This is a genomic window from Streptomyces sp. NPDC017993 (assembly GCF_044328065.1).
Taxonomy (GTDB): Bacteria; Actinomycetota; Actinomycetes; order Streptomycetales; family Streptomycetaceae; genus Streptomyces.
In genome coordinates this window covers 69,027-95,924 of record NZ_JBIRGO010000010.1, presented here as the reverse complement: position 1 = coordinate 95,924, position 26,898 = coordinate 69,027, and the positions used below count along the sequence as shown (strand labels likewise).

Here is a 26,898-nt window from a genome sequence, read left to right as displayed (position 1 = left end):
GCGCCGGCTCGGGCCCGGCTCCTCCTCGGTGCGTTCCTTACGCGGAGCCGGTCCGGTCGCCGGCCAATGAGGGGGCGGGGCGACCCTCCTGCCCGGACCTCGCCTCCGCGCCGTCGCCGGCCACCGCTGCCGGTGCCGGCCCGTCGTCCTGCGACGAATCGCTCCCAGCTGTCCCCGCGGCCTGCCCCGCCGATTCGTCCCCGCTCACCGCACCGGGATCGGCCTCCGGCTCCCCGAACCAGGCGACCGCGACGGCACCGGCCACCGCCACCAGGAAGCCGAGGACGGCGACCCAGGCGAAGCCCGGGCGGGAGGAGTCCCCCAGCCACAGCACACCCAGGATGCCCGGCACCACGGTTTCGCCGACCACCAGCGCGGCGGTGGCGCCGTTGACCGAACCGATCTGCAGGGCGACGGTGTGCAGATACATCCCGCCGATGCCCGCGACGAGGATCGTGTAGAGGGCCGGATCCGCGAGGAGCGAGGACAGCTCGAAGGGATCCACGCCGTTCAGCACCCGGACGCCGACGCCGAGGGCGCCGAAGCCCAGGCCGGAGAGGAGGCCGGCGAGGATCGCGGCCCGGCTGCCGAGCAGGCGCACCAGCAGCGTGCCGCCGCCGATGAGCACGACGGAGGCGACCAGCAGCCACCAGTGGGTGGCGAGCGAGGCGTCGCCGCCGCCTTCGGAGCCCGCGGCGGTAGCCAGCAGCACCAGAGCGGAGCAGACCACGGCGATGGAGGTCCACTCGGCCCGGCTGAGCCGGATACCGAGGAGCTTGATGCCGAGCACCGCCGTGATCACCAGGTTGGCGCTGATCACGGTCTGGGACAGGAACAACGGCAGCAGCCGGGCGGCCAGCGCCCCCAGCGCGAAGCCGAGGAAGTCCAGCACCGTGCCCACCATGAATTCCCAGGTCACAGCAGCTTTTGCGGTGGACGACAGGCTGGGGCCGCCGTGCTGCGTGACGCCGCTGCCGGACGCGGCAGCGGCCTCCTGGCGGGCGGACCGCCGCGAACCCACCGCCTGCAGGACCGAACCCGTGCCGTAGCAGGCAGACGCCGCCACGGCCGTCAGAAGGCCGATGATCACCAAGAACTCCGTTCGCGCGCTGCCCGCAGGGCCGCTGCCTGCACGACCTTTTCCGCACCTGGTCAGGCAGACGCGCATTCCGGGACGTGCGTTGCCTCAGCGGGCAAAGATCCGCCGGACGGGTGACGAAAGCCGGTGGGGCGTCGCCGGTCCCGGCCGGGCGCTCAGGCCTCCGCCGCCGTCAGCCTGGCCAGCGCCTCCGGAGCCTCGTCCACGGAGTCCACCAGGGCGATCCGGGAGGCCATCGGGCGGCCCTCCGCGAGCGCCTGGAGCAACGGCCAGGTCGGCAGCCTCTCGGTCCAGTGCTCGCGGTTGACCAGCACCATGGGGGTCGGCTCGCCCCGCGAACCGTAGAAGTTGGGGGTGGCGTTGTCGAAGATCTCCTGCACGGTGCCGGCGGCTCCCGGCAGGAACACCACACCCGCGTTGGAATGCGCCAACAGCCCGTCCTCGCGCACCGCGTTGACGAAGTACTTCGCGATGTGCGAGGCGAAGGCGTTCGGCGGCTCGTGGCCGTAGAACCAGGTGGGGATGCCGATCGAGGTGCCGCCGCCCGGCCGGCTCCGGCGCACCGCGAAGGCGGCCCGCGCCCAGTCGGTGACCGAAGGCGTGAAGTGTGGGACCGCGCTCAGCAGTTCCAGCGCCGAGTCGAGCATGCCGTCCTCGAAGGGAGCGGCGTACGCACCGAGGTTCGCGGCCTCCATCGCGCCGGGGCCGCCGCCCGTCGCCACCGTCAGGCCGCCGCGGGAGAGTTCGCGGGCGAGGCGGGCCGCGCCGGCGTAGGCGGCGGAGTCCCGCTCCAGCGCGTGGCCGCCCATGATGCCCACCACGCGGGCACCGGCGAGCTGTTCGTGCAGGGCGTCGGAAATGGCGTCGTCGTGGACGCTGCGCAGCATCGAGGCGAAGACGTCGCCGTCCGACCTGGTCCGCCGGTACCAGTCGTAGGCGCGGGCGTCGGGAGTGGCTTCGTAGCCCTCGTTCGCCAGGCCCTCGAAGAGCTCGTCCGCGCCGTACAGCGTGCCGCGGTACGGATCGAACGGCAGGCCCGGTATGGGCGGGAAGACCAGGGCTCCGCCGGCGCGCACCTTCGCGGCGGCGTCCGGCTCCATGACGCAGCCGAGGAACACCGCGTCGGTGGTGTCCGTGCTGAGCAGCGCGAAGCCACGGTCCGTCAGATCCAGTGACTGGAGGCGGTATCCCGCGAGACTTCCCGAGGCGACGACCCGGTCGAACTCCGCGAGGGACTCGATCTCGGTGTCGTGGTCGTGGGCACTGCGGGGCGCTGGGGACTCTGCATTCGACGGCACGCCCGTCATCGTAGGCGGGCGGTGATCGCGTCGGCGGAGAGGGCCCCGGGGCGCCCCGTGGCGGCGGGCCGAGACCCCTCTCACGGGCCGAGAGCGGATCGCACCCCGCCGGCGGCCCGCGGCCGGGCCCCGGGCGAGGCCCGGCTCAGTGCACCAGCGGAAGCGTGGCGGTCTCGGCGACGACCCAGGTCAGCGGGCCGAGCACGATCACCAGAGCCGAGGTGCGCAGCGCCGCGGCACGGTAGAGCACGGAGGCCGGGGCGCCGAGCCGGCGCAGGGCGGCCGTGGTGTGCGCGCGGGCCGCGCGGGATTCCACCGCCGCGGTGAGCGCGCTGGCCGCGACACAGGCGAGGACGACGACCGCCCCGATGGCGGTCAGCGGCCCGAAGGGCGAGGTCGGGGAGGCGTCGTACACCTTCGCCGCCGCGTACGTGCCGGAGCCGACGGCGCACACCACGCCGAGGGGGCGACCGATGCGCTGCGACTCCTGCTGGAGCACCCGGCCGGACAGCAGACGCAGGCTTCCGGGCCGGCCCGCGCACAGCAGCCGGCCGCAGACATGCACCAGGCCGGGGCCCGACAGCACCAGGCCACAGGCCGACAGCGCCCAGCCGGCCAGCACGCCCGGGGGGCTGCCGATCAGCCGGCCGGGGAGCGGCAGCAGCCCGCCGGACGAGACGGTGCCGCGGCTGGCATACGCCTCGATCGCCAGGCCTGCCGCCGTCAGCGCGATGCCCCACGGCAGCGCGGTCGGGGTGTCCACCCGGGTGCGGTGGTCGCCGTGGCGGGAGTCGCCCCCGGCGCGGGGGCGCAGCGAGAAGGCGGTCGCGCCGGCCGCGGTCAGCGGTACGACCGCCAGCAGCATCAGCGCGCCGACGAGTGGCACCGAGTGTCCGGCGCCCAGCAGGTCGGCGTCGAGGGCGGTGGTGGGCGGGCCGCCGAGGTCGCCGCGGAGCCGGAAGAAGACGGCCAGGGAGACCAGGACGCCGAGCAGGCCGGTGAGCGCGGTGGAGGACGCGGCGATCAGGGCGAGCCGGATCGGTCCCAGCCCGGCGGCGGCCATGCCGCGCTGGAGCCGGGCGGCGGGGTCCGAGCGGGCCACCGACATGGCGAGCTGCGCGGTGGCGGCGAGCGGGGCCGCGCACCACAGCAGCCGCACCAGAGAATCGCCGGCGGTCGTCGGGTGGCCGGCGGCGTGGCCGACGGTGGCCAGCAGCAGGAAACCCGTACCGGCCGCCGCGGCGGCCACGAAGAGACGGCGCAGCTGGACGAGCGGGCGGGAGCCGCGAGCTAGACGGAGAGCGAGCACGCTGCCCTGCTTTCCTCGTCGGAGGAGCCAGCGGTGGCGGGCGAGGCGTCCGACCGGCAGCCGTCGAGGAGGGCGATGGACCGGTCGGCGAGCGTGGCGGTGTCGGGGTCGTGCGTGGCCAGCAGCACGGTGATCTGGTGCGAGCGGGCGGCGGTGGTGAGGGTGCGCAGGACCTGGGTGCCGTCCGAGTGGTGCAACGGGGCGGTCGGCTCGTCGGCGAACAGCACCTGGGGCGTGGTGGTCAGGGCACGGGCGATGGCGACGCGCTGGCGCTGTGACTGGTCGAGCTGGGAGGGGCGGCGGCGGGCGCACATGCCGACGTCGAGGCGGTCCAGCCATTCGACGGCGGCGTGCTTGGCGCTGCGGTGGCCCGCTCCGCGGAGCAGCAGCGGCAGGGCGGCGTTCTCCCAGGCGGTGAGCTCGGGGACGAGATGCGGTTCGGTGTCGATCCAGCCGAACCGGTCCAGGCGGAGCCGTTCGCGGCTGAGCGAGGAGAGCGAGTGGACGGGGGAGCCGTTGAACCACACCTCGCCCTCGGTCGGGCGGAGTTGGCCGGAGAGGCACTTCAGGAGCGTGGTCTTGCCGCACCCCCGCGGACCGGTCACGGCGAGGATCTCGCCCTCCTGGACGCCGAGGGAGACTCCGGCGAGAGCGGTGGTGCCGCGGTAGGCGTGGTGCAGGCCGCGGGCCCAGAGAACGTCGTTGTCAGGCGGGGCCACCATCTGCGCACCTCTTGCTTGTTCGCGTCGACTCGTTCCCCTGTCCGGGTGAACGACCATGGAGGGTATCGGTCACTGGCACGGTAAGTAGTGGTGACCCCTCGCAATCGCCCCTGGGCACGCAGAACGGCTCGAATTCACTCGTATGGCTTCAATTGAGTGAATCCGAGCCGTGCTTATTCAGTTGTGCGCTATCGAACTGGGAGCCGGTGCGACGGTCAGAGCTTGGTCCACGCCTCGGTGAGGACGGAACGCAGGATCTGCTCGATCTCGTCGAAGACCGTCTGGTCGGCGATCAGCGGCGGGGCGAGCTGGATGACCGGGTCGCCACGGTCGTCGGCGCGGCAGTACAGACCGTTGTCGTACAGCGCCTTGGAGAGGAAGCCGTACAGGACGCGCTCGGTCTCCTCGTCGCTGAAGGACTCCTTGGTGACCTTGTCCTTGACGAGCTCGATGCCGTAGAAGAAGCCGTTGCCGCGGACGTCGCCGACGATCGGGAGATCGTGCAGCTTCTCCAGGGTGCTCTTGAAGGCGCCTTCGTTGTCGAGGACGTGCTTGTTGAGGCCCTCGCGCTCGAAGATGTCGAGGTTGGCGACACCGACCGCCGCGGAGACCGGGTGGCCGCCGAAGGTGTAGCCGTGCAGGAAGGTGTTGTCACCCTTGTAGAACGGCTCGGCCAGGCGGTCGGAGACGATGCAGGCACCGATCGGGGAGTAGCCCGAGGTCATGCCCTTGGCGCAGGTGATCATGTCGGGCACGTAGCCGAACTTGTCACAGGCGAACGTCGTGCCGAGACGGCCGAAGGCGCAGATCGTCTCGTCGGAGACGAGGAGCACGTCGTACTGGTCGCAGATCTCGCGGACCCGCTGGAAGTAGCCGGGCGGCGGCGGGAAGCAGCCACCGGCGTTCTGCACCGGCTCCAGGAAGACCGCGGCCACGGTCTCGGGGCCCTCGAAGAGGATCTGCTGCTCGATCTGGTCGGCGGCCCAGCGGCCGAAGGCCTCGGGGTCGTCGCCGTGGATCGGGGCGCGGTAGATGTTGGTGTTCGGCACCTTGTGCGCGCCGGGGACCAGCGGCTCGAAGGGTGCCTTCAGGGCCGGCAGCCCGGTGATGGACAGGGCGCCCTGCGGGGTGCCGTGGTAGGCCACCGCGCGGGAAATCACCTTGTGCTTCATCGGCTTGCCGGTGAGCTTGAAGTACTGCTTGGCCAGCTTCCAGGCGGTCTCCACGGCCTCGCCGCCACCGGTGGTGAAGAAGACCTTGTTCAGGTCGCCGGGGGCCTCGCCCGCCAGGCGCTCGGCGAGCTCCACGGCCTTGGGGTGCGCGTAGGACCAGATGGGGAAGAAGGCCAGTTCCTGCGCCTGCTTGTAGGCGGTCTCGGCGAGCTCCACCCGTCCGTGGCCGGCGTTGACCACGAAGAGGCCCGCGAGGCCGTCGATGTAGCGCTTGCCCTTGTCGTCGTAGATGTTGGTGCCCTCACCACGCACGATGGTGGGCACGGGGGCATTCTCGTACGACGACATGCGGGTGAAGTGCATCCACAGGTGGTCGTATGCCGTCTTGGAGAGGTCGCCGCTCATGTCTATCTCGTTCCCCAGGTGTAGGTCTGCTTCCGGAGCTTGAGGTAAACGAAGCTCTCGGTGGTCCGGACGCCGGGCAGCGTGCGGATTCGCTTGTTGATCATTTCCAGGAGGTGGTCGTCGTCCTCGCAGACGATCTCGATGAGGAGATCGAAGGAGCCTGCGGTCATGACGACGTATTCCACCTCCTCCATGGTCGTCAGGGCGTCGGCCACGGGATCGAGGTCGCCCTCGACGTTGATGCCGACCATTGCCTGCCGTCGGAATCCGACCGTGAGGGGGTCGGTGACGGCGACGATCTGCATCACGCCTTGGTCGAGCAGTTTCTGTACGCGTTGGCGTACCGCCGCCTCGGAGAGGCCGACGGCCTTGCCGATTGCGGCGTACGGACGGCGCCCGTCCTCCTGGAGCTGCTCGATGATCGCCAGGGAGACGGAGTCGATCGACGGGGTGCCGTTTCTGTCACGAGTGGCCACGGCCCTCACTGTGCACGAGCCTCGTCTGTATGGCAACCCCAAACCGATGAAATCAGTTGTCCAGCGATTGAAATTGCACTGATTCCGTTGTTCGGGGGTGGCGGGTGTGTTGAAAACGTCGGATCCATGGCTAGGGTGGGTGTCTCAACCACCGGACATCTGACTGAAGGGGGCGCACAGTGACCACCTCACTGCGTCGTCTGCGCAACTACATCGACGGGGAGTTCCGGGACGCCGCCGACGGGCGGACCACCGAGGTGGTCAACCCGGCGACGGGTGACGCGTACGCCACCGCGCCTCTCTCGGCAGCCGTGGACGTCGACGCCGCCATGGCCGCCGCCGAGGCCGCCTTCCCCGCCTGGCGCGACCTGATCCCGGCCGACCGCCAGAAGGTGCTGCTGAAGATCGCCGACCGCTTCGAGGAGCGGGCGGAGGAGCTCATCGCCGCCGAGTCCGAGAACTGCGGCAAGCCGGTCGCGCTCGTACGCTCCGAGGAAATCCCGCCGATGGTGGACCAGATCCGCTTCTTCGCGGGTGCCGCCCGGATGCTGGAGGGCCGCTCGTCCGGCGAGTACATGGACGGCTTCACGTCCATCATCCGGCGCGAGCCGATCGGCGTCTGCGCACAGGTCGCGCCGTGGAACTACCCGATGATGATGGCCGTGTGGAAGTTCGCGCCGGCGCTGGCGGCGGGCAACACCGTCGTCATCAAGCCGTCCGACACCACCCCGGCCTCGACGGTGCTGATCGGCGAGATCATCGGCAGCGTGCTGGACGAACTGGGCCACTCCCGCGGTGTGTTCAACGTCGTCTGCGGCGACCGTGAGACCGGCCGCCTGATGGTCGAGCACCACGTCCCGGCCATGGCCTCGATCACCGGCTCGGTGCGCGCCGGTATGCAGGTCGCCGAGTCGGCGTCCAAGGACCTCAAGCGGGTCCACCTGGAGCTGGGCGGCAAGGCGCCGGTCGTGGTCTTCGAGGACACCGACATCGCCAAGGCCGTCGAGGACATCTCCGTCGCCGGCTACTTCAACGCCGGCCAGGACTGTACGGCCGCGACCCGCGTGCTCGTCCAGGCTTCCATCCACGACGAGTTCGTCGCCGCGCTTGCCAAGGCCGCCGCGGAGACCAAGACCGGCGCGGTCGACGACGAGGACGTGCTCTTCGGCCCGCTCAACAACGCCAACCAGCTGAAGCAGGTCAAGGGCTTCATCGACCGGCTGCCCGCGCACGCCAAGATCGAGGCCGGTGGCCATCAGGTCGGCGACAAGGGCTACTTCTTCGCCCCGACCGTGGTCTCGGGCCTCAAGCAGGACGACGAGATCATCCAGCACGAGGTCTTCGGCCCGGTCATCACCGTCCAGTCGTTCTCGGACGAGGCGCAGGCGCTGACCTGGGCCAACGACATCGAGTACGCCCTGGCCTCCTCGGTGTGGACCAAGGACCACGCGCGCGCGATGCGGATGTCCAAGAGCCTCGACTTCGGCTGTGTGTGGATCAACACCCACATCCCGCTGGTCGCCGAGATGCCGCACGGCGGATTCAAGAAGTCCGGTTACGGCAAGGACCTTTCGGCCTACGGCTTCGACGACTACACCCGCATCAAGCACGTGATGACCTCGCTGGACGGCTGATCCGGCAGGATCCAGGGGGATCCACACCGTCGAGCGGCACGGACCGCTCGACACACCGTCGCGGGCGGAGGCCCGGCAGTTGACGATCTGTCTCTTGCCGCCTCCGCCCGCGTCGCGTGAGAGTGCTCACCATGGCTGATCTTTCGCGGCGTTCGCTGCTAAGAGGCATGGGCACCATCGGCGCGATCGGGGCGCTGGGCGCCGTGGCCGGATGCGGGGTGCCGGCCGCGTACATCGAGGCGGGGGAGCGCGCGGGCCGGGACCGCTCGGCCCGGGACCGGCAGGTCGTCTTCGCCAACTGGCCGCTGTACATCGATGTCGACGACCACGACACACAGCTCCGGCCGACCCTGGAGACCTTCCGCCGGCGCACCGGGATCTCCGTCACGTACACCGAGGAGATCAACGACAACGACGAGTTCTTCGGGAAGATCAGCCCGGCGCTGATGAACCACCAGCGCACCGGGCGCGATCTGATCGTCATCAGCGACTGGATGTGCGCCCGGTTCGTCCGCCTGGGATGGGTCCAGGAAATGGACCGGGCCGCCCAGCCGAACGTCGCCGCGCACCTCGACCCGCTCCTGCGGTCCCCGCACTTCGACCCCGGCCGGACGCACTCGGTGCCCTGGCAGTCCGGGATCACCGGCATCGCCTACGACCGCAGGAAGCTCGGCCGGGAGATCCGGCACACCGCCGACCTGTGGAAGGACGACCTGCGCGGCCGGGTCACCCTGCTCTCCGGGCTCGACGAGGCCTTCGCGATGCTCATGCAGGGCGACGGCGTGGACATCACCCGCTGGACGGCCGACGACTTCCACCGGATGACCGACCGCGTGCGCCGCCTAGTCGACAAGGGCCACATACGTCGCTTCACCGGCAACGACTACATCAAGGACCTGGACTCCGGCGATGTGCTCGCCGCCCAGGCATACTCGGGCGATGTCATCCAACTCCAGGCGGACAACCCGGACATCGAGTTCGTGGTGCCCCAGGAGGGCGCCGAGCTGTGGTCGGAGAGCCTGATGATTCCCGACCTCGCCGACCACAAGCGCAACGCCGAGCAGCTGATCGACCACTACTACCGGCCGGAGGTCGCCGCGGACCTCGCGGCCTGGGTCAACTACGTCTGTCCCGTCCCGGCCGCGCGCGAGATCCTCGCCTCCGCCAAGGACAAGGAACGCGCTGCCCTCGCCGAGGACCCGCTGATCTTTCCCGACGACGCGATGCGCAAGCGGCTGGCCATCGCCCGTGACATCACCTCGGAGGAGCGGATCACCTTCGCGAAGGAGTGGAACGCGCTCGTGGGGCTGTAGGACGCCCCTGAAGGGGCGTCAAGCGGCCGTGCCAGAATCGCTGTTCATGTCGAAGCCGTCGCATGAGATATCGCCTCTGGTCACCCTCGGGTTGTTCGCCGCCTGGGCGTTGCACGACGCCGAGGAGGTGGCCTTCGGGCCACGCTGGGTCCGGGAGAACGTCCCCGTCCTGCGGACCCGCTTCCCGCGGGTCCCGGAGCGGGTCTGGCAGGCCATGGAGAGTGTCGACGAGCGGGAGTTCGCCGTCGCGGTGGGCGTGATGGGGGTGATCGTCGCGGCCGCGTCGGCCGAGGGCCACCGCACCGGCGGCCGGTCCGCGTTCTTCCAGGGCGCCCTGGACGGCTTCGGGTTGCACGGCCTTGTGCACCTCGCGCAGGCGGCGGCCGCCCGCGGCTACACCCCGGGGTCCGCGACCTCCCCGGTCATCGTGATCCCGTTCGCCCTGTGGGCACGCGGACGGCTGCGGCGGGCCGGCATCCGCAACCCCGTGACCGTGCGGCGAACGCTGGGCGGGCTCGCGGTCGCCGGGGCGGCCACGGTGGTCTCGCACGCGGTGGCCCGGCGCGTGACGACGGTGACGGGGCCGGCCTGAGCGGTGGGCGGTCGGCACGGTGAGGTGTCGGGCGGGCGTTCCGAGGTGGGTGCCTCGTCCGATCAAAAGTGGCCGGGTGGCTGGAAGGGAGCAGGTCAGGGCGGGGCGACCGTATGCTCCCCCCATGAGCCGCCCCCCGATCAGTACGGCGCCCGGCCGGACCGCCCGCCATACCGTCCACGGCAGCCGATCCGCCGATTCCCGCGGTGCGCGCGGCCACGAACCTCGGTGCACGGGATGAAGGCCGCCGTCAGCCGCTGGGAGGCGGGAGTCTGCCGGTCGCGGATGCTGAGGCAGCCGGACCGGGCCGCGCTGGAGGCGGCCCTGGCGGAGCTGGACGGAGAGGTCTGCACGGAACTCTCGCTCGACCGCTGGGAAGAAGGCGGGGGATGTCTGACGGTCAGCGGCGGCCCGACGGTCTTCCTGGTCACCGGTGAGTGTGACGACGGCACGCTGCTTCAGCTGTGCCGGGCGACGCAGGAGCGGACCACCACGGACCGGGAGTGGGGCCGGGCGTACCTCGGCAGAGGCGCCGCCCGCCGCCTGGAGGAGGACCCCCGGCTCCCCGAGGAAGAGGCGATCTGGCTCGTCTGCGGCGGCCAGGGCGCGTACTTCCCGCCGGAGGAGCTTGTCGACGCAGCGGCCGCGCGATGGGCGGTCCGGCAGTTCGCCGCGGGGTTTCCCGGAGGGCTCGGAGCGCCCTGGCGGGTGGAGTAGGGGCGCGCGGCCCGCGGAGCGGAGGAGTTGATCCTCGCGCTCCGCGTCGCTCGCCGGGACCGCACGGGCGGCGGGCGGCGGGGCGGGCCCGCCGCCCCGCCGCCCCCGGCCGTGGATGTCACACGGTCCAGGACTTCGCGTACGCGTCGATCTCGGCGGCCAGCTTCGCCTTGGCGGGCGCGTCCATGAAGGAGGCCGTGACAGCGTTCTTGGCGAGGGCAGCCAGTCCGTCGGTGTCCAGGCCCAACAGGCGTGCGGCGACGCCGTATTCGGTGTTGAGGTCGGTACCGAACATCGGCGGGTCGTCGCTGTTGATCGTGACCAGCACGCCCGCGTCGACCATCTCCTTGACCGGGTGCTCCTCCAGCGTCCGCACGGCCCGGGTCGCGATGTTGGAGGTGGGGCAGACCTCCAGGGGGATGCGGTGCTCGGCGAGGTGGGCCAGCAGCTCGCGGTCCTGGGTGGCGCTGGTGCCGTGGCCGATGCGTTCGGCGCGGAGCGAGGTGAGCGCGTCCCAGATGGTGCCGGGGCCGGTGGTCTCCCCGGCGTGCGGCACGGAATGCAGGCCGGCGGCGATCGCCCGCTCGAAGTACGGTGCGAACTGCGGGCGGGGCACACCGACCTCCGGTCCGCCGAGACCGAACGAGACCAGGCCCTCGGGCTGCAGGTCGCAGGCGATCCTGGCGGTCTCCTCCGCGGCCTCAAGACCCGCTTCACCGGGGATGTCGAAGCACCAGCGCAGCACAACTCCCAGTTCGGACTCGGCGGACTTGCGGGCGTCCTCGATGGCTTCGACGAACGCGGCGTCGGGGATGCCGCGGCGGGTGGAGCTGAAGGGAGTCATGGTCAGCTCGGCGTAGCGGATGTTCTGGCGCGCCATGTCCCGGGCGACCTCGTAGGTCAGCAGCCGGACGTCCTCGGCGTCGCGGATCAGGTCGACGACGGAGAGATAGACGTCGATGAAGTGCCCGAAGTCGCGGAAGGTGAAGTAGTCGGCGAGCGCTTCGGGGTCGGTGGGGACGGCCGAGTCCGGGTGCCGGCCGGCGAGTTCGGAGACGATCCGCGGTGATGCCGAGCCGACGTGGTGGACATGCAGCTCCGCCTTGGGCAGGCCCGCGGTGAATGCATCGATATCGGACAACGGGTCCTCCTGGTCAAGGGTGCGCGCGACGATGCGGAACGGATGGTCATCGTATGCGGGGCCGGGGGTACGAGTCCGGGGGAGGTCTTAGCATGAGCCGGACAACCAAAGGGGAGTGCGATGGCCGACAGCAGGCAGTCCGAGCCGGGGGACCCGTGGGCGCCGCCGACGGACCGCGGCCCGCTCGCCAACGAGGCCGAGCCGTCGGTGGATTGGGCGGCCCCGCAGGCCGCGCAGACTGTGCAGGCCGCGTCCGCCCCGGCGTTCCCGTCGTCCATGGGGGGTTACGGAGAGCGGACGCAGGGGGCGCCTGCCTACGGAGTGCCCGCACACGCGGCACCTGCTGACGGAGCCCCTGCGTACGGTGCGCCTGACTACGGGACGTCGGCATACGGCGGGCCCGCGTACGGGGCGCCCGCTGCCGGGCACGGTGGTCAGGACGTGTACGGCGGTCAGTGGGGGCAGGGCGGTGCCGTGGGCCCCTCCGGTTACGCCGCTCACCCCTCTTACGCCGCCTACCCCTCGGTGATGGGTTACTCGACCTGGCAGCCCGCCCGGCCGAGCAACGGGTTCGGCACCGCCGCGCTCGTCGTCGGGATCGTCGGAGTGCTCCTCGGGATCAGCATCATCTTCGGCATCGTCCTCGGGGTACTGGCGATCGTCTTCGGAGCCCTGGGCCGGGCCAAGGCGACCCGTGGTGAGGCGACCAACGGCGGGATGGCGCTCGCCGGGCTGATTCTCGGAGGGATCGCCCTGCTGATCAGTGCCGTGGTGATCACCCTCGCCATGATCGGCGCAAGCCATCCGCAGGACGAGCGCCGGGGCGGCAGCGGAGGTCAGGACGGCGGCTACTCGGACACCTACGAGGCCGCCCCGCGGGCCCCGGAGGCGTCCGCCGTCTAGCCCGGAGACGCCCCTCGGCGAGGGTGTCGGACGGTTACGCGGCGCTGGACGACTACGCGGTACCGGACGACTACTCGGTGCCGGACGGTTCCTCGGTCAGGCGCCCGCGGGCCTCCATCAGCGCGAAGCCCAGCAGATTCAGCCCCCGCCAGCGCGCGGGGTCCTCGGCACGCTCGTCGTCGACGGCCAGACCTATGCCCCAGACGCGGTCCACCGGGCTTGCCTCCACCAGCACCCGGGAATTCGTCCCCAGCAAGAATTCCCGCAGTCCGGCGTCCTGGCCGAATTTGTGCACACTGCCCTCCACCACCAGCTCGAAGCGGTGCTGCCGCCAGACCTCCTCGTCGAAACCGCGGACCGTGCGCCCGACGTCCTTTGCCTGCTTGGGGTGCCGCGCCGCTATTGCGCGCCGCTCCGCCTCCGCGTCCCCGAACAGCCGGGCTTTGCCGGCCATCATCCAGTGCTCGGCGGTGGCGTAGCGGACGCCGTCGACGGTGAAGGGCGCGGGCCACCACTGGCTGAGGCAGCCGGCGCCGAGCGAGCCGTCCCGCTGGGGACGATGGCCCCAGAAGTGGAGATATTTGACGCGTTTGCGGCCCGCGGTGGCCCTGCGCAGTTCCTCGACCGTCCGCGGCTCGCCGGTGGCGCGCCGGGAGGTGCTTCCTGTGATCATCCCCGTGGTGTCGTGCAGCATGCCGGGATTCTGTCAGCGGGCACTGACAACGTGTCGGGGGATTTGACTGCGGAAAGCGCAGAATCCGTCGCGTAACCAAAAGGCAACAACGGAATCCCTTGTTGCACACCTCCTACTCTGTCAAGATCAGCCATCGATTCCGGAAATAGCTACGCCTGGCAGCGCCGCTGAGCGGCCCCGGCGCCCGGCGGAGGAGAGCACCATGGACCAGCGATTCGATGTCACCGAGCGATTTGCCGAGGGCGCCCAATTCATCGCGGGCGGCCTCCGCAGCGGCACCTCCGGCCGCAGCCAGAGCGTCGTGGACCCGGCGACCGGCCAGGAGGTGTACTCCTACGAACTCGCCGGTACGGCGGATGTGGACGCCGCCGTCGAGGCCGCGGAGCGGGCGTTCACCGAATGGGGCGGCGCGACGCCCGGTGAGCGCTCCGATGCCATGCACCGCTTCGCCGCCGCGCTCGCCGAGGACGCCGACGACCTCGCCTACGCGGAGTCCCTGAACTGCGGAAAGCCGATCAAGCTCAGCAACGAGTTCGATGTGCCGGGCTCCGTAGACAACGCCGCCTTCTTCGCCGGCGCCGCCCGTCACCTGGAGGGCAAGGCGACCGGTGAATACAGCCCCGATCACACCTCCCACATCCGGCGCGAGCCGATCGGTGTCGTCGGCTCCATCGCGCCCTGGAACTACCCGTTGCAGATGGCCGCGTGGAAGGTGCTGCCGGCCATCGCCGCGGGCAACACCATCGTCCTCAAGCCCGCCGAGATCACCCCGCTCACCTCGCTGCTCTTCGCGCAGGCCGCACAGCGCGCGGGCCTCCCGGACGGTGTGATCAACATCGTCTCCGGGGCGGGCCGGGACGCGGGCGAGCGCCTTGTCGGCCACCCCGGCGTCGCGATGACCTCCTTCACCGGCTCGACCGGTGTCGGCAAGCGGGTCGCCGAGATCGCCACCGGCACCGTCAAGCGGCTGCACCTCGAACTCGGCGGCAAGGCCCCGTTCGTCGTCTTCGACGACGCGGACCTGGAGGCCGCCGTGCACGGAGCGGTGGCCGGCTCGCTGATCAACACCGGCCAGGACTGCACCGCCGCCACCCGCGCCTACGTCCAGCGCCCGCTCTACGATGCCTTCGTCAGCGGCGTCGCCGACCTGATGGCGACCGTACGGCTCGGCGACCCCTTCGACCCGTCCACCGACCTCGGTCCGCTGATCTCGCACGCCCAGCGCGACCGGGTGGCCGGGTTCGTCGACCGGGCGCGGGGCTACGCCACCGTCGTCACCGGCGGCGAGGCGCCCCAGGGGTCGCTGGCCAAGGGCGCGTACTACCGGCCCACGCTGATCGCCGGCGCCGCCCAGGACAGTGAGATCGTGCAGGCCGAGATCTTCGGGCCGGTCCTGGTCGTGCTGCCCTTCGACACCGACGACGAGGGCATCGCCCTCGCCAACGACACCCCCTACGGGCTGGCCGCCTCCGCCTGGAGCCGGGACGTCTACCGGACCGGTCGCGCCACCCGCGAGATCAAGGCGGGCTGCGTGTGGATCAACGACCACATCCCGATCATCAGCGAGATGCCGCACGGCGGCGCCAAGGCGTCCGGCTTCGGCAAGGACATGTCGGCCTACTCCTTCGAGGAGTACACCCAGGTCAAGCACGTGATGTACGACAACACCGCGGTCGCCAGGAAGGACTGGCACCGCACGGTCTTCGGGGACCGCCCGTAAGGGAGGCCCACCGGCAGCGGACCCGCCGGCGGCGGGCGCCCACCGAGCAGGGTGCCCGCCCGGATCGGGATCCACGGTCATGGGACGGCCCATCCCTGGGGGCGTCCACGACACGGCAGTTCCACCACAACGGCGTGCTACGCCCCTCAGCGGCCAGTGCCGCGCGGCATCGTCACCACCGGCCGAGCGCCGGGCTCACCCCTGAAAGGGCACCGCGCATGGAGCATCACGAGCAGCACGAACCCCTGTCCCTGGCCGAGATATCCGCGATGCGTCACAGCATGACCGATGGCCGGCTGGCCATGACCAGGCGCTCACTGCTGCGTGCCTCCGGTGCTGCGGCGGCCGCGATGGGGGGCCTGGGCGCCCTCGCCGGCTGCGGCATCCCGCCGGCCGGCCGTACCGACGCCGGCAATTCCGAGGACCACTCCTCGAAGGAGAAGCGCATCAACTTCTCCAACTGGACCGAGTACATGGACGTCAGCGACGACGGCAAGCACCGGCCGACGCTGGAGGCCTTCACCAAGCGCACCGGGCTCGCCGTCAAGTACACCGAGGACATCAACGACAACGACGAGTTCTTCGGCAAGATCCAGGCGCAGCTCGCGGCGGGCCAGGACACCGGCCGCGATCTGATCGTGCTCACCGACTGGATGTGCGCGCGGATGATCTCCCTCGGCTGGATCCAGTCCCTGGACCCGGCCAAACTGCCGCACGCCTACACCAACCTCGTGCCGGAGTTCCGCGACGTCGCCTGGGACCCGGGCCGCGCCCACTCCTACCCCTGGCAGGGCATCCCGGCGATCATCGCGTACAACAAGAAGGCGACCGGCGGCCGGAAGGTCGACTCCATCAGCCAGCTGCTGGAGGACCCCGAGCTCAAGGGCCGGGTCGGCTTCCTCTCCGAGATGCGCGACAGCGTCGGCCTGACCCTCCTGGACATGGGCAAGCAGCCCGAGAAGTGCACCGCGGACGACTTCGACGCCGCCATCGCCCGGATCCAGAAGGGCGTCGACACCAAGCAGATCCGCCGCTTCACCGGCAACGACTACACCACCGACCTCGACAAGGGCGACCTGGCCGCCTGTGTCGCGTGGGCCGGCGACGTCGTCCAGCTCCAGAGCGACAACCCCGACATCGCCTTCGCCGTCCCCAAGGCCGGCTACATGACGTCCACGGACAACTTCATGGTGCCGAACAAGGCGCGCCACAAGCAGAACGCCGAGCGGCTCATCGACTACTTCTACGAGCCGAAGGTGGCGGCGCGCGTCGCGGCCTACATCAACTACGTCTGCCCCGTCGACGGCGTACGCGAGGAGCTCGCCAAGATCGACAAGGCGGCGGCGGACAACCCGCTGATCCTGCCGGACGAGGAGATGGCCGCAAGGTCCCACTCCTTCCGCGCCCTGAGCGCCAAGGAGAGCAAGGAGTTCGCGCAGAAGTTCTCCGACCTCACCGGTGCCTGACCCCCTGCCAGGCCCGCCTGAGCTGTTCCGACCTCCGACACACGGGACGACCGACATGACCAAGAACGCCCACAGCAGCAGTGGCGGCGACGTCCGCCTCACCGGGATCAGCAAGACCTACGGCACCTTCACCGCCGTCCGGCCCCTCGACCTCACCATCCCCGCGGGCTCGTTCTTCGCCCTCCTGGGCGCCTCCGGCTGCGGCAAGACCACCACCCTGCGCATGATCGCCGGACTGGAGGACCCCACCACCGGGACCGTCGAACTCTCCGGCGAGGACGTCACCGCCCTGCCGCCCTACAAGCGCCAGGTCAACACCGTCTTCCAGAACTACGCGCTCTTCCCCCACCTCGACATCTACGAGAACGTCGCCTTCGGGCTGCGCCGCCGCGGCATCAAGTCCGTCAAGAAGCAGGTCGAGGAGATGCTCGACCTCGTCCAGCTCGGCCCGATGGCGCACCGCAAACCGCAGCAGCTCTCCGGCGGCCAGCAGCAGCGCGTCGCCGTCGCCCGCGCGCTGATCAACCACCCCCAGGTGCTGCTGCTCGACGAGCCGCTGGGTGCCCTCGACCTCAAGCTCCGCCGGCAGATGCAGCTGGAACTCAAGCGCATCCAGACCGAGGTCGGCATCACCTTCGTGCACGTCACCCACGACCAGGAGGAGGCCATGACGATGGCCGACACCGTGGCCGTGATGAGCGGCGGCCGGGTCGAACAGCTCGGCGCCCCCGCCGACCTCTACGAGAACCCCGCCTCCACCTTCGTCGCCAACTTCCTCGGCACCTCCAACCTCATCGAGGCCGAGGTCGTCGAAGCCGGCGGCGAGCAGCTGCTCCTCAAGGCCGGTGACGCCACCCTGCGGCTGCCCGCCTCCCGGTGCAGCGCGACGGCCACCACGGGCGAGAAGGTGCTCGCGGGCGTACGGCCGGAGAAGGTGACCCTGGCGCACGCCGACGACGCCGGGACCCTCACCGACAGCCGCAACCGCCTCCCGGGCCGCATCAAGGACGCCAGCTTCATCGGCGTCTCCACCCAGTACGTCATCGACGTCCCCGGCTTCGGTGAACTCGCCGTCTACGAGCAGAACATCGAACGCGACGGCCGCCTCGTCCCCGGCGCCGACGTCGTCCTGCACTGGAGCCCCGCGCACACCTTCGGACTCGACGCGGCCCAGTCGGTGCTCGCCGGGACCACGGCCGCACCCGGCGCGGAGCTCGCCGAGGAGGCCGCGTGAGCACCGTCGAGGCGCCCGCGCCGCAGACCGACCCCGAAACGCCGCTGCCGATACGCAAGCCCCCCACCCGCAAGCGGCTCGTCCCCTACTGGCTGCTGCTCCCCGGCATCCTGTGGCTGGTCGTCTTCTTCGCCGCCCCGCTCGTCTACCAGGCGTCGACATCCCTCCAGACCGGCTCCCTCGAAGAGGGCTTCAAGGTCACCTGGCACATCGCGACCTACTGGGACGCGCTGGGCGAGTACTGGCCGCAGTTCCTGCGGTCCGTGCTGTTCGCGGCCACCGCCACCGCGCTCTGCCTGCTCCTCGGCTACCCCCTGGCCTACCTCATCGCCTTCAAGGCCGGCCGCTGGCGCAACCTCGTGATGATCCTGGTCATCGCCCCGTTCTTCACCAGCTTCCTGATCCGCACCCTCGCCTGGAAGACGATCCTCGCGGACGGCGGACCGGTCGTCGGCCTGCTCAACTCGCTGCACGTCCTGGACGTCACCAGCTGGCTTGGCCTCACCGAAGGCCAACGCGTGCTGGCCACGCCGCTCGCGGTGGTCTGCGGTCTGACCTACAACTTCCTGCCGTTCATGGTCCTGCCGCTCTACAGCTCCCTGGAGCGCATCGACCCCCGGCTGCACGAGGCGGCGGGTGACCTCTACGCCCGCCCGTCCACCACCTTCCGCCGGGTGACCTTCCCGCTGTCCATGCCGGGCGTCGTCGCCGGCACCCTGCTCACCTTCATCCCCGCCGCCGGCGACTACATCAACGCCGAACTGCTGGGCTCCACCGACCAGAAGATGATCGGCAACGTCATCCAGTCGCAGTTCCTGCGGGTCCTGGACTACCCGACCGCGGCCGCCCTCTCCTTCATCCTCATGGCGGCCATCCTCGCCATGGTCACGATCTATATCCGCAAGTCCGGGACGGAGGATCTGGTCTGATGGCCGTACGCGAGACCACAGCACGCCCCACGCCCCAGCGCGCCCGGAACCGGGGGCTGCGCTGGCTGCGCCGCAACATCATCGCGATAGCGGGCCTGTGCACGCTGGGCTACCTCATCCTGCCCAACGTCGTCGTGATGCTGTTCTCCTTCAACAAGCCCAACGGCCGCTTCAACTACCAGTGGCAGCGCTTCTCCACGGATGGCTGGACCGATCCGTGCGGCGTCGCGGACCTGTGCGGGTCGCTGGGCCTGAGCCTGCAGATCGCCCTGTGGGCGACCCTCGGCGCGACCGCCCTCGGCACCATGATCGCGTTCGCGCTGGCCCGCTACCGCTTCCGCGCCCGGTCCTCCGTCAACACCCTGATCTTCCTGCCGATGGCGATGCCCGAGGTCGTCATGGCCGCCTCCCTGGCGACCCTGTTCCTCAACATGGGCATCCAGTTCGGCTTCTGGACGATCCTCATCGCACACATCATGTTCTGCCTGAGCTTCGTCGTCACCGCCGTCAAGGCACGCGTGATGAGCATGGACCCGCGACTGGAACAGGCCGCCCAGGACCTCTACGCCTCGCCCGTACAGACCTTCCTGCGGGTGACGCTGCCGATCGCCGCACCCGGCATCGCGGCCGGCGCCCTGCTCTCCTTCGCGCTGTCCTTCGACGACTTCATCATCACCAACTTCAACGCGGGCTCCACCGTGACCTTCCCCATGTTCGTCTGGGGCTCGGCACAGCGGGGTACCCCCGTGCAGATCAACGTCATCGGGACGGCGATGTTCCTGGTCGCCGTGGTGTGCGTTCTCGTCGGCCAACTGGCCGGCAGCCGTCGCAAGAGGAGCAAGAGGAGCTGAGAAACATGGCACGAGATGCCATGACGTCCAAGGCCCACCTGTCGAGCGCCGTCCAGGCGCTCGCGGACGCCGCCCCCACCCCCTTCTGGCTTGACGACCCGGCACGCCCGGACGCCCTGCCCGCCCTCGTCGGCGACGAGACCTGCGATCTGCTGGTCGTCGGCGGCGGCTACTCCGGACTGTGGACCGCGCTCCTGGCCAAGGAACGCGACCCGCAGCGCGACGTCGTCCTCGTCGAGGGCGCCGAGATCGGCTGGGCCGCCTCCGGGCGCAACGGCGGCTTCTGCGCCGCCTCCCTCACCCATGGCCTCGGCAACGGCATGGCCCGCTGGCCGGACGAACTCGCCCGGCTCGAAGAGCTCGGCATCCGCAACCTCGACGCCATCGAGGACGCCGTCGCCCGCTACGCCATCGACTGCGACTTCGAGCGCACCGGCGAGATCGACATCGCCACCGAGCCCCACCAGGTCGCCGAACTCGAGGAGGCGGCCGAGGACGCCGCCCGGCTGGGCCTGGACCGGCACCGCTTCCTCGACCAGGACGCACTGCGCGCCGAGGTCGACTCACCGACGTTCCTGGCCGGTCTCTGGGACCGCGACGGCGTCGCCATGCTCAACCCGGCACGGCTCGCCTGGGGCCTGAAGAGGGCATGCCTCGACCTCGGGGTCCGCATTTACGAACGCACCCGCGCCACCGCCCTCGCCTCCGAAGGCATGGGCATGGCCGTACGCACCCCCTACGGCCGGGTCTTCGCCCGCCATGTCGCGCTCGGCACCAACGCCTTCCCCTCGCTCGTCAAGCGGGTGCGTCCGTACGTCGTCCCGGTCTACGACCACGCCCTGATGACCGAGCCGCTCTCCGACGAACAGCTCGCCGCCATCGGCTGGAAGAACCGCCAGGGCCTGTCCGACAGCAACAACCACTTCCACTACTTCCGCATCACCGCCGACCACCGCATCCTGTGGGGCGGCTACGACATCGTCTACCGCTACGGCGGCGGGGTCCGATCCGAATACGACCAGCACCCGGCCACCTACGAGAAGCTCGCCCGGCACTTCTTCCGCTGCTTCCCGCAGCTGGAGGGCCTGCGGTTCAGCCACACCTGGGGCGGCGCCATCGACACCTGCGCACGCTTCTCGGCGTTCTTCGGCACCGCGCACGCCGGGCGGGTCGCGTACGCCACGGGTTACACCGGCTTGGGCGTGGGCGCGACCCGCTTCGGCGCCGACGTGATGCTCGACCTGCTCAGCGGTGAGCGCACCGAACGCACCGAGCTGGAGATGGTGCGCAGCAAGCCGCTGCCGTTCCCGCCGGAGCCGCTGCGCTGGGCGGGGATCGGCATCACGCAGTGGTCGATGACGCGCGCAGACAGGCATGGTGGGCGCCGCAATCTGTGGCTGAAGGCCATGGACAAGGCGGGCCTGGGCTTCGACAGCTGAGCGGGGCGGGCGGCCCCGCATCCCGACTGCCGGCGAGATGCGCCGCCGCCCCTGCCTCCCGCGCAAAAAACCCTCGCCAACCCGTGTAAGGATGCCGCCCGCGCGCCCTCTCCCTGGGGAACCGCGGCCCGACCGGGCCGGGAGAGCGAGGAGCGAGATGAGCGCCGCGGGAGCCAAGAAGGCAGTGGACTGGCTGGTGTCGGCGGCACCGGACCCGGACGCCTGCCGGTGGGAATGGGAGCGCAACCCGCTCGGGGTCGCGCTCCTGCCCGCCGGCCTGCTCTGGGACGTCCTGATCCTCGACGGCATGCTCGGCTATCCGACGCTCGACGTCCTCACCCGCGTCGTCCGCCGCCCCGGCCCCGTCCTGTCCGACTTCGGGGAGGCGCGGATGGGATTCTTCGTGCCGCCCGGCACGGCCACCCGCTGGCTGGGCACCGGCGTCCGGGCCGCCGGGCGCGGCACATGGATAGTGGTGCCCTACCCGGGCCGGGTCACCGGCGGCGTGCGCTGGCTGGTCCCGCCGGACGGTACGGGCACGCTCACCGACCCCGGCGTGCTGGAACTGGCGATGCACGAGGCGGCGGCCTCCCTGGCCGGGGAGAGCTGAGCGCGAGCTACGCGGGCCGCCCGCCTGACCACCGGCCGCACATCCCGGACCAGGACGCCAGCAGCACCCCGGCCAGACACCAGCTGCCCAGCACGTCCAGCGGCCAGTGGTAGCCCTGACGCACCAAGCCGGTGCCGACGCCGGCGTTGAGCAGTACGACGCCCGCCGCGAGACCCCACCGGGCCCCGGCCCCGCGGCCGGCCCGCCGGTGGCAGCGGGCCAGAAGAAGGGCGGCCACGCCGTACGCGACGGCAGCCGTGGCGCCATGGCCCGAGGGGTAGAAGCCGTCGTGCGCGCCGCCCGCCATCCGCGGCGGGCCCGGCCGCGCGAGCCACAGTTTGAACGGGACGACCAGCGCGGGCACCGCGGCCAACACGACCAGCGCGCCGAGCGGCGGCAGCCACCGGCGCTCGGGCCCGCCGTGGGCTGTCTCGCCGGGCGCGTCCTCCCGCTCCGCCGGACGCCGGCGGGAAGCCCACAGCGTCCCCACGACGGCCACGAGCAACACCGGCAGCGCGACAGTGGTGTTGCCGAGATCGGCGAGGAACTCGGCGAGCCGGGCGGGGACCGCGCTCGCGGCGACGCCGCGGCCGATCCGTTCGTCGAGAGCGCGCAACGGGCCGTGGCCGGCCACCTGCCAGGTGATCAGGGCGAAGAGCAGTGCGCAGAGGAGACTGGCCAGGGCGGCGGGTTGGAGCGGGCCGCGGCCGGAAAGAGAAGTCGGCCGCCTCGGAACAGGGGGGGGTGGTTCCGAGGCGGCCGCGCTGACCGGTGTTCCGCGCGCCCCGGGGGGTATGGGGCGGGCGGACATCCGATCGGTGAGGATTCCCGGAGCCCGTGTTTCCAGGGGTTCCGGTGTTGTGCGCGAGGGCACAGCCTGGTCGAAGCCGGGGAAGCGCCGACCGGGCGTCGCCCGCAGTCCCCTGCGGGCGGGGTGTTTCTCTCATCTGGGAAAACCGTACGGCACCCGGAGCGCACCCGACAGCGGGATCACCTGGCCACCATGGGCCCCCCACATCTTCTTCACTCCGTGCCACCAGCTACGCGCGTTCCGAACTCGCCCACCCCGTAAGGACTTTCGCGATCCGTCCGACCGCGCGGTCGCGGGGTCCGCCGGAAAGGCCGCGGCCCGGGGCACGGCGCGCGCCGGGCCCCGGGCCGCGCCCGGGATGTCTGCGGATCGCCGCTCAGAGCGTGGCGAACGCCGCCTCGATGATGTCCAGGCCCTCGTTGAGCAGGTCCTCGCCGATGACCAGCGGGGGCAGGAAGCGCAGCACGTTGCCGTACGTGCCGGTGGTCAGCACGAGCAGGCCCTCCTGGTGGCAGGCCTTGGCGAGCGCGGCGGTGGCCTCCGGGTTCGGGTCCTTGGAACCGGACCGGACCAGCTCGATCGCGATCATCGCGCCGCGGCCGCGGACCTCGCCGACGATGTCGAACTTCTCCGCCATCGCCTCCAGGCGCGGCTTCATGACCTCGCCGATCCGGCGGGCCTTGGCGTTCAGGTCCTGCTCGCGCATGGTCTCGATCGAGCCCAGTGCCGCGGCGCAGGCCACGGGGTTACCGCCGTAGGTGCCGCCCAGGCCGCCCGCGTGCGCGGCGTCCATCATCTCGGCGCGGCCGGTGACGGCGGCCAGCGGCAGACCGCCGGCGATGCCCTTGGCGGTGGTGATCAGGTCCGGGACGATGTTCTCGTCCTCGCAGGCGAACCACTGGCCGGTGCGGCAGAAGCCGGACTGGATCTCGTCCGCGACGAAGACGATGCCGTTCTCCTTCGCGAAGTTCGCGATGGCGGGCAGGAAGCCCTTGGCCGGCTCGATGAAGCCGCCCTCACCGAGCACCGGCTCGATGATGATCGCCGCGACGTTGTCCGCGCCGATCTGCTTGGTGATCTGCGAGATGGCCTGGTCGGCGGCCTCCTGCGCGCAGTTCTCCGGGCCGGTCAGCCAGCGGTAGGGGTAGGCGACCGGTACGCGGTAGACCTCGGGCGCGAACGGGCCGAAGCCGTTCTTGTACGGCATGTTCTTCGAGGTGAGCGCCATCGTCAGGTTCGTGCGGCCGTGGTAGCCGTGGTCGAAGACGACGACCGCCTGGCGCTTGGTGTAGGCGCGGGCCACCTTGACGGCGTTCTCCACGGCCTCCGCGCCGGAGTTGAACAGCGCGGACTTCTTGGCGTGGTCGCCCGGGGTCAGGTCGGCGAGCTGCTCACAGACCTCGATGTACGGCTCGTACGGCGTGACCATCGCACAGGTGTGGGTGAAGTCGTTGAGCTGCGCGGTGGCGCGCCGCACCACTGCCTCGGCGCTGTTGCCCACCGACGTCACCGCGATGCCGGAGCCGAAGTCGATCAGGGAGTTGCCGTCCACGTCCTCCAGGACACCGCCGCCGGCCCGCTTGGCGAAGATCGGCAGCACGGCCCCGACACCGGCGGCGACCGTGGCCTGCTTACGCGCCCACAGCTCCTGGGACTTCGGGCCGGGGATCGCGGTGACGACGCGACGCTCCTGGGGGAGGGAAGGGCCTCCGGACAGTTCGGTCATGGCAGTCTCCTGGGGTGGAACGAGGACGTGCAGAAGGTTGTTCTCGCAGGCTAGGGGCGGGCGGCCGGGTCTGGCATGTTCCGTTCGGGAGAAGTGCGCGTGTTGCGTTGTCCGCGCCGGACATAGCGATGGGCCACGGCCAGTAGATTGAGCGGCGGCGTGGCCGCAGGCGGCTGCGGGCACGGGCACACCACCGCCACGGCGAACACGCAGTTCACCGACGCACCGGCGGAACGACGACGGACCAGCAGGACCCGGCTCAAGGGGGACAAGGGCACCGGATGGACACCGAGGGCACGCAGGACGCACAGCACACCGCCACTCCGCCACCCGGCGGGACGTACCGACCCGACCCCACCGTGCCGCGCCCCGCGGCACCGCCCGCCACACCGGCCACCCCGCCACCGCCCGCCGCGCCACCTGCGATGCCGGCGGGACCGCCCGCCCCGTCTGCCGCCAAGGCCGCCGCCGCGGAGCCGCCGGTGCTCGGCTGGCTGCGCACCCCGCGCCCGGCCGCGGCGCCGGGAATCTGGACGTACGGACACCGGCCCCGGCCCGCCGAGGAACCCGACCGGGTACCGCTGCGCCAGCTGATCAGCGGCGCGGTGATCTCGTTCCTGTGCGGCTGGCTGCTGTGGTCGCTGCTGTGGAACGGCTACCTGGGCAGCTACTGGCTGTGGCCGCTGCTGCTGCTCACGCCGGACTCCTGGCGCGAGGCCGGCGGCGACAAGATGGTCTACGTCTGGGCGACCTACTTCTACTACGGGCTGTTCCTCGTTCTGCTGGCCGTCGTCTTCGGCCGCCTTGGCCGCTGGCCCGAACTCGCCCGCCGCTGCCTGGCGCCCGTCCTCCGGCGCTTCCGCCACCGCGCTCCCACCGCCGCCCCCGCGCCCGCCGAGGACCGCGCCCAGTGGCCCGAGCTGCGTGCCCAGGGCGCCCCGGACGCCGCCGACAAGCTCGCCGCGGAAGCCCGCGCCGGCCGGATGAACGACGTGGACGCGGCCCGGATCGAACGCGCCTGGCGTTCGGTGCGGTCCGGCAAGAACTCCCTCGCCTCCTTCACCGACACCGTGCTGCGGCATGGCGCCGCGGCCTGTGCGCACCCCTCCGGAGGGCGCGACCTGCCTCGCAGGACCGCCCACCACGATCTGCTCGCCCACCAGGTCAGGATCGGCACAGCCGCCGACCACCCGCGCAACCCGTACCAGCACCGAGGTGCCGGATGTGCCCTGGAGCCGGGAGTGTTGGGGACCTCGCTGTTGGCAGTCGGCCCCTCCGGGAGCGGCAAGACCACCCGCCTGGTCAGGCCGGTGGTGGAAGCGATGTGCCTGCAGGCGCTCGCCGGGCACAGCGCGGTCATCGCCGTCGGTCCGGCCGGCTCCGACTTCGGACCGGACGACGCGTTCGACGTGGTGGTCAAGATCGGCCGTCCGGACGCGGAGTGTGACCTCGACCTCTACGGCGGCACCACCGACCCGGACGAGGCGGCCGGGATCCTCGCCGAGGCGCTGGTGGGCGACCTCAGCGAGCAGTTGCCGGGCGGCGACAGCCGGCGCGCCGCGACCGCACTCGCCCAGCTGCTCGGCCCCTTCCGGGCGGCCCGCGACCGCTTCCCCACCGTGCCGGAGCTGCGCGAGCTGCTGGACGGCGCGCCGTCGGCGGTGGCTGCGCTGCGCACCGCGCTGGAGGGCGCCGACGCGCACACCCTGGTGCGTGAACTGGACGCCCGCGCACGCCAGGCGGAGCGCGCCGGTGATGTCGGCCTCCTGCTCGCCGACCGCATCGCTCTGCTCGACCGCCCCGCCTTCGCCGGCTTCTTCGACCCCGTGGGGGGCACCCGGCAGGTCTCGCTGCGGGCCCTGGACCACCCGCTGCGGGTCCGTATCGAGCTGCCCGAGCGCGGCCACGCGGAAGCCTCACGGATCCTGGCGCGGCTGGTACTCGCCCAGTTCACCGCTTGCGCGGTGGCGCGCAGCGACCGTTCGCTGTTCGCGTGCCTCGTGCTCGACGAGGCGGCTCAGACGATCACCGCCGAGGCACTTCGCGGGCTGCAGCGTCTGCGGTCGGCCAACGCCGGAGCGGTGCTGACACTGCGCTCGCTGGACGACGTCCCCGACGCGCTGCGCAGCGCGCTGCTGGGCGCGGTCGGCTGCCGGATGGCGTTCGCGGGCGTGACGACCTGGGACGGGGCGCGGTTCGCCGAGGTGTGGGGCAAGGAGTGGGTGGAGACCCGGGATGTGACGGACCGCCAGATCATCGCGGAGAGCGCCGCGGGCAAGGCGTTCCACATGTTCCGCCAGCTCGTCACCGGCAAGGCCGCCACGGCCAAGGCGGTCACCGTCCGCACCGTCGAACGTGAACGCTGGTCCGCCTCCGACCTCGCCAACTCGGTGCCGGCCGGGCACGCGGTCCTGTCGGTGACGTCGGTCAAGGGGGAGCACGCGCCACCGGTGCTGGTGGACCTACGAGGGTGAGCCGGCCGGCTCATCCGTGGGACGGGGCCGCCGCGCCCGGTGGCGGCCGGCAGGCCCGGCCCGCGGGCGGTGGGCCCCTCCGGGGGACGCGCGCCTTCCGGTACGTCCCCCCGGATTCCGACACTGAGGCAGAATCGGAAGAGGCCGTTCGTACGGGACGGCG

The 26,898-nt window shown here is 71.2% G+C and carries 23 protein-coding genes; 13 read left to right on the top strand and 10 right to left on the bottom strand.

Features of this window, described 5'->3' with window-relative positions:
* Positions 1-37: 37 nt before the first annotated feature.
* The 6 genes from ACH4FH_RS19900 to ACH4FH_RS19875 all read right to left on the bottom strand — a co-directional run bounded on the left by ACH4FH_RS19900 (position 38) and on the right by ACH4FH_RS19875 (position 6,481).
* Positions 38-1,090 (bottom strand): hypothetical protein, encoded by a 1,053-nt coding sequence (locus ACH4FH_RS19900; RefSeq protein WP_398557190.1) that lies wholly within the window; start codon positions 1,088-1,090, stop codon positions 38-40.
* Between the two features lie 164 nt (positions 1,091-1,254).
* On the bottom strand, positions 1,255-2,406 hold the full coding sequence (locus tag ACH4FH_RS19895) for an LOG family protein (protein WP_398557189.1): 1,152 nt from the start codon (positions 2,404-2,406) through the stop codon (positions 1,255-1,257).
* A gap of 136 nt (positions 2,407-2,542) precedes the next feature.
* On the bottom strand, positions 2,543-3,706 hold the full coding sequence (locus tag ACH4FH_RS19890; protein WP_398557188.1) for a hypothetical protein: 1,164 nt from the start codon (positions 3,704-3,706) through the stop codon (positions 2,543-2,545).
* Positions 3,688-4,428: an ABC transporter ATP-binding protein gene (locus tag ACH4FH_RS19885; RefSeq protein ID WP_398557187.1), complete on the bottom strand. Its 741-nt coding sequence runs from the start codon at positions 4,426-4,428 to the stop codon at positions 3,688-3,690. The genes ACH4FH_RS19890 and ACH4FH_RS19885 overlap by 19 nt, the downstream gene beginning before the upstream one ends.
* Positions 4,429-4,643: 215 nt before the next feature.
* On the bottom strand, positions 4,644-6,005 hold the full coding sequence (locus ACH4FH_RS19880; RefSeq protein ID WP_398557186.1) for an aspartate aminotransferase family protein: 1,362 nt from the start codon (positions 6,003-6,005) through the stop codon (positions 4,644-4,646).
* A 2-nt stretch (positions 6,006-6,007) separates the two neighbouring features.
* Positions 6,008-6,481 (bottom strand): Lrp/AsnC family transcriptional regulator, encoded by a 474-nt coding sequence (locus tag ACH4FH_RS19875; protein ID WP_052860613.1) that lies wholly within the window; start codon positions 6,479-6,481, stop codon positions 6,008-6,010.
* Positions 6,482-6,660: 179 nt separating this feature from the next.
* Between ACH4FH_RS19875 and ACH4FH_RS19870 the strand changes: the two genes are divergently transcribed.
* The 4 genes from ACH4FH_RS19870 (at position 6,661) to ACH4FH_RS19855 (ending at position 10,737) form a co-directional block, all read left to right on the top strand.
* Positions 6,661-8,115: a gamma-aminobutyraldehyde dehydrogenase gene (locus ACH4FH_RS19870; RefSeq protein ID WP_398557185.1), complete on the top strand. Its 1,455-nt coding sequence runs from the start codon at positions 6,661-6,663 to the stop codon at positions 8,113-8,115.
* A 131-nt stretch (positions 8,116-8,246) separates the two neighbouring features.
* Complete coding sequence (locus ACH4FH_RS19865; protein WP_398557184.1) at positions 8,247-9,428, top strand: PotD/PotF family extracellular solute-binding protein; 1,182 nt, start codon at positions 8,247-8,249, stop codon at positions 9,426-9,428.
* 46 nt (positions 9,429-9,474) lie between these two features.
* Positions 9,475-10,020, top strand: a complete 546-nt coding sequence (locus ACH4FH_RS19860) for an HXXEE domain-containing protein (protein WP_398557183.1) — start codon at positions 9,475-9,477, stop codon at positions 10,018-10,020.
* Between the two features lie 237 nt (positions 10,021-10,257).
* Complete coding sequence (locus ACH4FH_RS19855; protein ID WP_398557182.1) at positions 10,258-10,737, top strand: hypothetical protein; 480 nt, start codon at positions 10,258-10,260, stop codon at positions 10,735-10,737.
* Between the two features lie 118 nt (positions 10,738-10,855).
* Here the strand turns inward: ACH4FH_RS19855 and ACH4FH_RS19850 are convergent, their stop codons facing one another.
* Positions 10,856-11,911, bottom strand: coding sequence for an adenosine deaminase (locus tag ACH4FH_RS19850; protein WP_398557365.1), 1,056 nt, complete (start codon positions 11,909-11,911; stop codon positions 10,856-10,858).
* An 87-nt stretch (positions 11,912-11,998) separates the two neighbouring features.
* Here ACH4FH_RS19850 and ACH4FH_RS19845 point away from each other — a divergent pair, with 87 nt between their 5' ends.
* Positions 11,999-12,781, top strand: coding sequence for a DUF4190 domain-containing protein (locus tag ACH4FH_RS19845; protein WP_398557181.1), 783 nt, complete (start codon positions 11,999-12,001; stop codon positions 12,779-12,781).
* 70 nt (positions 12,782-12,851) lie between these two features.
* Here ACH4FH_RS19845 and ACH4FH_RS19840 read toward each other — a convergent pair whose 3' ends face one another.
* The gene (locus ACH4FH_RS19840) at positions 12,852-13,475 is read right to left on the bottom strand and encodes an NADAR family protein (protein WP_398557180.1); all 624 of its coding nucleotides are present in this window, start codon (positions 13,473-13,475) and stop codon (positions 12,852-12,854) included.
* A 202-nt stretch (positions 13,476-13,677) separates the two neighbouring features.
* Between ACH4FH_RS19840 and ACH4FH_RS19835 the strand changes: the two genes are divergently transcribed.
* The 7 genes from ACH4FH_RS19835 (at position 13,678) to ACH4FH_RS19805 (ending at position 21,724) form a co-directional block, all read left to right on the top strand.
* Complete coding sequence (locus ACH4FH_RS19835; protein ID WP_398557179.1) at positions 13,678-15,195, top strand: gamma-aminobutyraldehyde dehydrogenase; 1,518 nt, start codon at positions 13,678-13,680, stop codon at positions 15,193-15,195.
* A gap of 218 nt (positions 15,196-15,413) precedes the next feature.
* Positions 15,414-16,661: a spermidine/putrescine ABC transporter substrate-binding protein gene (locus ACH4FH_RS19830; protein ID WP_398557178.1), complete on the top strand. Its 1,248-nt coding sequence runs from the start codon at positions 15,414-15,416 to the stop codon at positions 16,659-16,661.
* 55 nt (positions 16,662-16,716) lie between these two features.
* On the top strand, positions 16,717-17,895 hold the full coding sequence (locus ACH4FH_RS19825) for an ABC transporter ATP-binding protein (protein WP_398557177.1): 1,179 nt from the start codon (positions 16,717-16,719) through the stop codon (positions 17,893-17,895).
* On the top strand, positions 17,892-18,824 hold the full coding sequence (locus ACH4FH_RS19820; protein ID WP_398557176.1) for an ABC transporter permease: 933 nt from the start codon (positions 17,892-17,894) through the stop codon (positions 18,822-18,824). The genes ACH4FH_RS19825 and ACH4FH_RS19820 overlap by 4 nt, the downstream gene beginning before the upstream one ends.
* Entirely contained in the window at positions 18,824-19,675 is an 852-nt protein-coding gene (locus ACH4FH_RS19815; RefSeq protein ID WP_398557175.1) for an ABC transporter permease, read from the top strand. Before ACH4FH_RS19820 ends, ACH4FH_RS19815 begins: the two co-directional genes overlap by 1 nt.
* A gap of 5 nt (positions 19,676-19,680) precedes the next feature.
* Positions 19,681-21,114, top strand: coding sequence for an NAD(P)/FAD-dependent oxidoreductase (locus tag ACH4FH_RS19810; protein WP_398557174.1), 1,434 nt, complete (start codon positions 19,681-19,683; stop codon positions 21,112-21,114).
* A 157-nt stretch (positions 21,115-21,271) separates the two neighbouring features.
* The gene (locus ACH4FH_RS19805) at positions 21,272-21,724 is read left to right on the top strand and encodes a hypothetical protein (protein WP_398557173.1); all 453 of its coding nucleotides are present in this window, start codon (positions 21,272-21,274) and stop codon (positions 21,722-21,724) included.
* Positions 21,725-21,731: 7 nt separating this feature from the next.
* Here ACH4FH_RS19805 and ACH4FH_RS19800 read toward each other — a convergent pair whose 3' ends face one another.
* Both ACH4FH_RS19800 and gabT read right to left on the bottom strand, forming a co-directional pair.
* Complete coding sequence (locus tag ACH4FH_RS19800) at positions 21,732-22,358, bottom strand: phosphatase PAP2 family protein (RefSeq protein ID WP_398557172.1); 627 nt, start codon at positions 22,356-22,358, stop codon at positions 21,732-21,734.
* Between the two features lie 553 nt (positions 22,359-22,911).
* Entirely contained in the window at positions 22,912-24,261 is a 1,350-nt protein-coding gene (gene gabT / locus ACH4FH_RS19795) for a 4-aminobutyrate--2-oxoglutarate transaminase (protein WP_398557171.1), read from the bottom strand.
* Positions 24,262-24,542: 281 nt separating this feature from the next.
* Between gabT and ACH4FH_RS19790 the strand changes: the two genes are divergently transcribed.
* Positions 24,543-26,735: an ATP-binding protein gene (locus tag ACH4FH_RS19790; RefSeq protein WP_398557170.1), complete on the top strand. Its 2,193-nt coding sequence runs from the start codon at positions 24,543-24,545 to the stop codon at positions 26,733-26,735.
* Positions 26,736-26,898: the final 163 nt, after the last annotated feature.

What these genes read in the sequence shown, in the direction of transcription:
- ACH4FH_RS19895 (WP_398557189.1), bottom strand. Translation starts at nt 2,406, where the DNA reads ATGACGGGCGTGCCGTCGAATGCAGAGTCCCCAGCGCCCCGCAGTGCC.
- ACH4FH_RS19885 (WP_398557187.1), bottom strand. Translation starts at nt 4,428, where the DNA reads ATGGTGGCCCCGCCTGACAACGACGTTCTCTGGGCCCGCGGCCTGCAC.
- ACH4FH_RS19880 (WP_398557186.1), bottom strand. Translation starts at nt 6,005, where the DNA reads ATGAGCGGCGACCTCTCCAAGACGGCATACGACCACCTGTGGATGCAC.
- ACH4FH_RS19865 (WP_398557184.1), top strand. Translation starts at nt 8,247, where the DNA reads ATGGCTGATCTTTCGCGGCGTTCGCTGCTAAGAGGCATGGGCACCATC.
- ACH4FH_RS19860 (WP_398557183.1), top strand. Translation starts at nt 9,475, where the DNA reads ATGTCGAAGCCGTCGCATGAGATATCGCCTCTGGTCACCCTCGGGTTG.
- ACH4FH_RS19855 (WP_398557182.1), top strand. Translation starts at nt 10,258, where the DNA reads ATGAAGGCCGCCGTCAGCCGCTGGGAGGCGGGAGTCTGCCGGTCGCGG.
- ACH4FH_RS19845 (WP_398557181.1), top strand. Translation starts at nt 11,999, where the DNA reads ATGGCCGACAGCAGGCAGTCCGAGCCGGGGGACCCGTGGGCGCCGCCG.
- ACH4FH_RS19840 (WP_398557180.1), bottom strand. Translation starts at nt 13,475, where the DNA reads ATGCTGCACGACACCACGGGGATGATCACAGGAAGCACCTCCCGGCGC.
- ACH4FH_RS19835 (WP_398557179.1), top strand. Translation starts at nt 13,678, where the DNA reads ATGGACCAGCGATTCGATGTCACCGAGCGATTTGCCGAGGGCGCCCAA.
- ACH4FH_RS19830 (WP_398557178.1), top strand. Translation starts at nt 15,414, where the DNA reads ATGGAGCATCACGAGCAGCACGAACCCCTGTCCCTGGCCGAGATATCC.
- ACH4FH_RS19825 (WP_398557177.1), top strand. Translation starts at nt 16,717, where the DNA reads ATGACCAAGAACGCCCACAGCAGCAGTGGCGGCGACGTCCGCCTCACC.
- ACH4FH_RS19815 (WP_398557175.1), top strand. Translation starts at nt 18,824, where the DNA reads ATGGCCGTACGCGAGACCACAGCACGCCCCACGCCCCAGCGCGCCCGG.
- ACH4FH_RS19810 (WP_398557174.1), top strand. Translation starts at nt 19,681, where the DNA reads ATGGCACGAGATGCCATGACGTCCAAGGCCCACCTGTCGAGCGCCGTC.
- ACH4FH_RS19805 (WP_398557173.1), top strand. Translation starts at nt 21,272, where the DNA reads ATGAGCGCCGCGGGAGCCAAGAAGGCAGTGGACTGGCTGGTGTCGGCG.
- gabT (WP_398557171.1), bottom strand. Translation starts at nt 24,261, where the DNA reads ATGACCGAACTGTCCGGAGGCCCTTCCCTCCCCCAGGAGCGTCGCGTC.
- ACH4FH_RS19790 (WP_398557170.1), top strand. Translation starts at nt 24,543, where the DNA reads ATGGACACCGAGGGCACGCAGGACGCACAGCACACCGCCACTCCGCCA.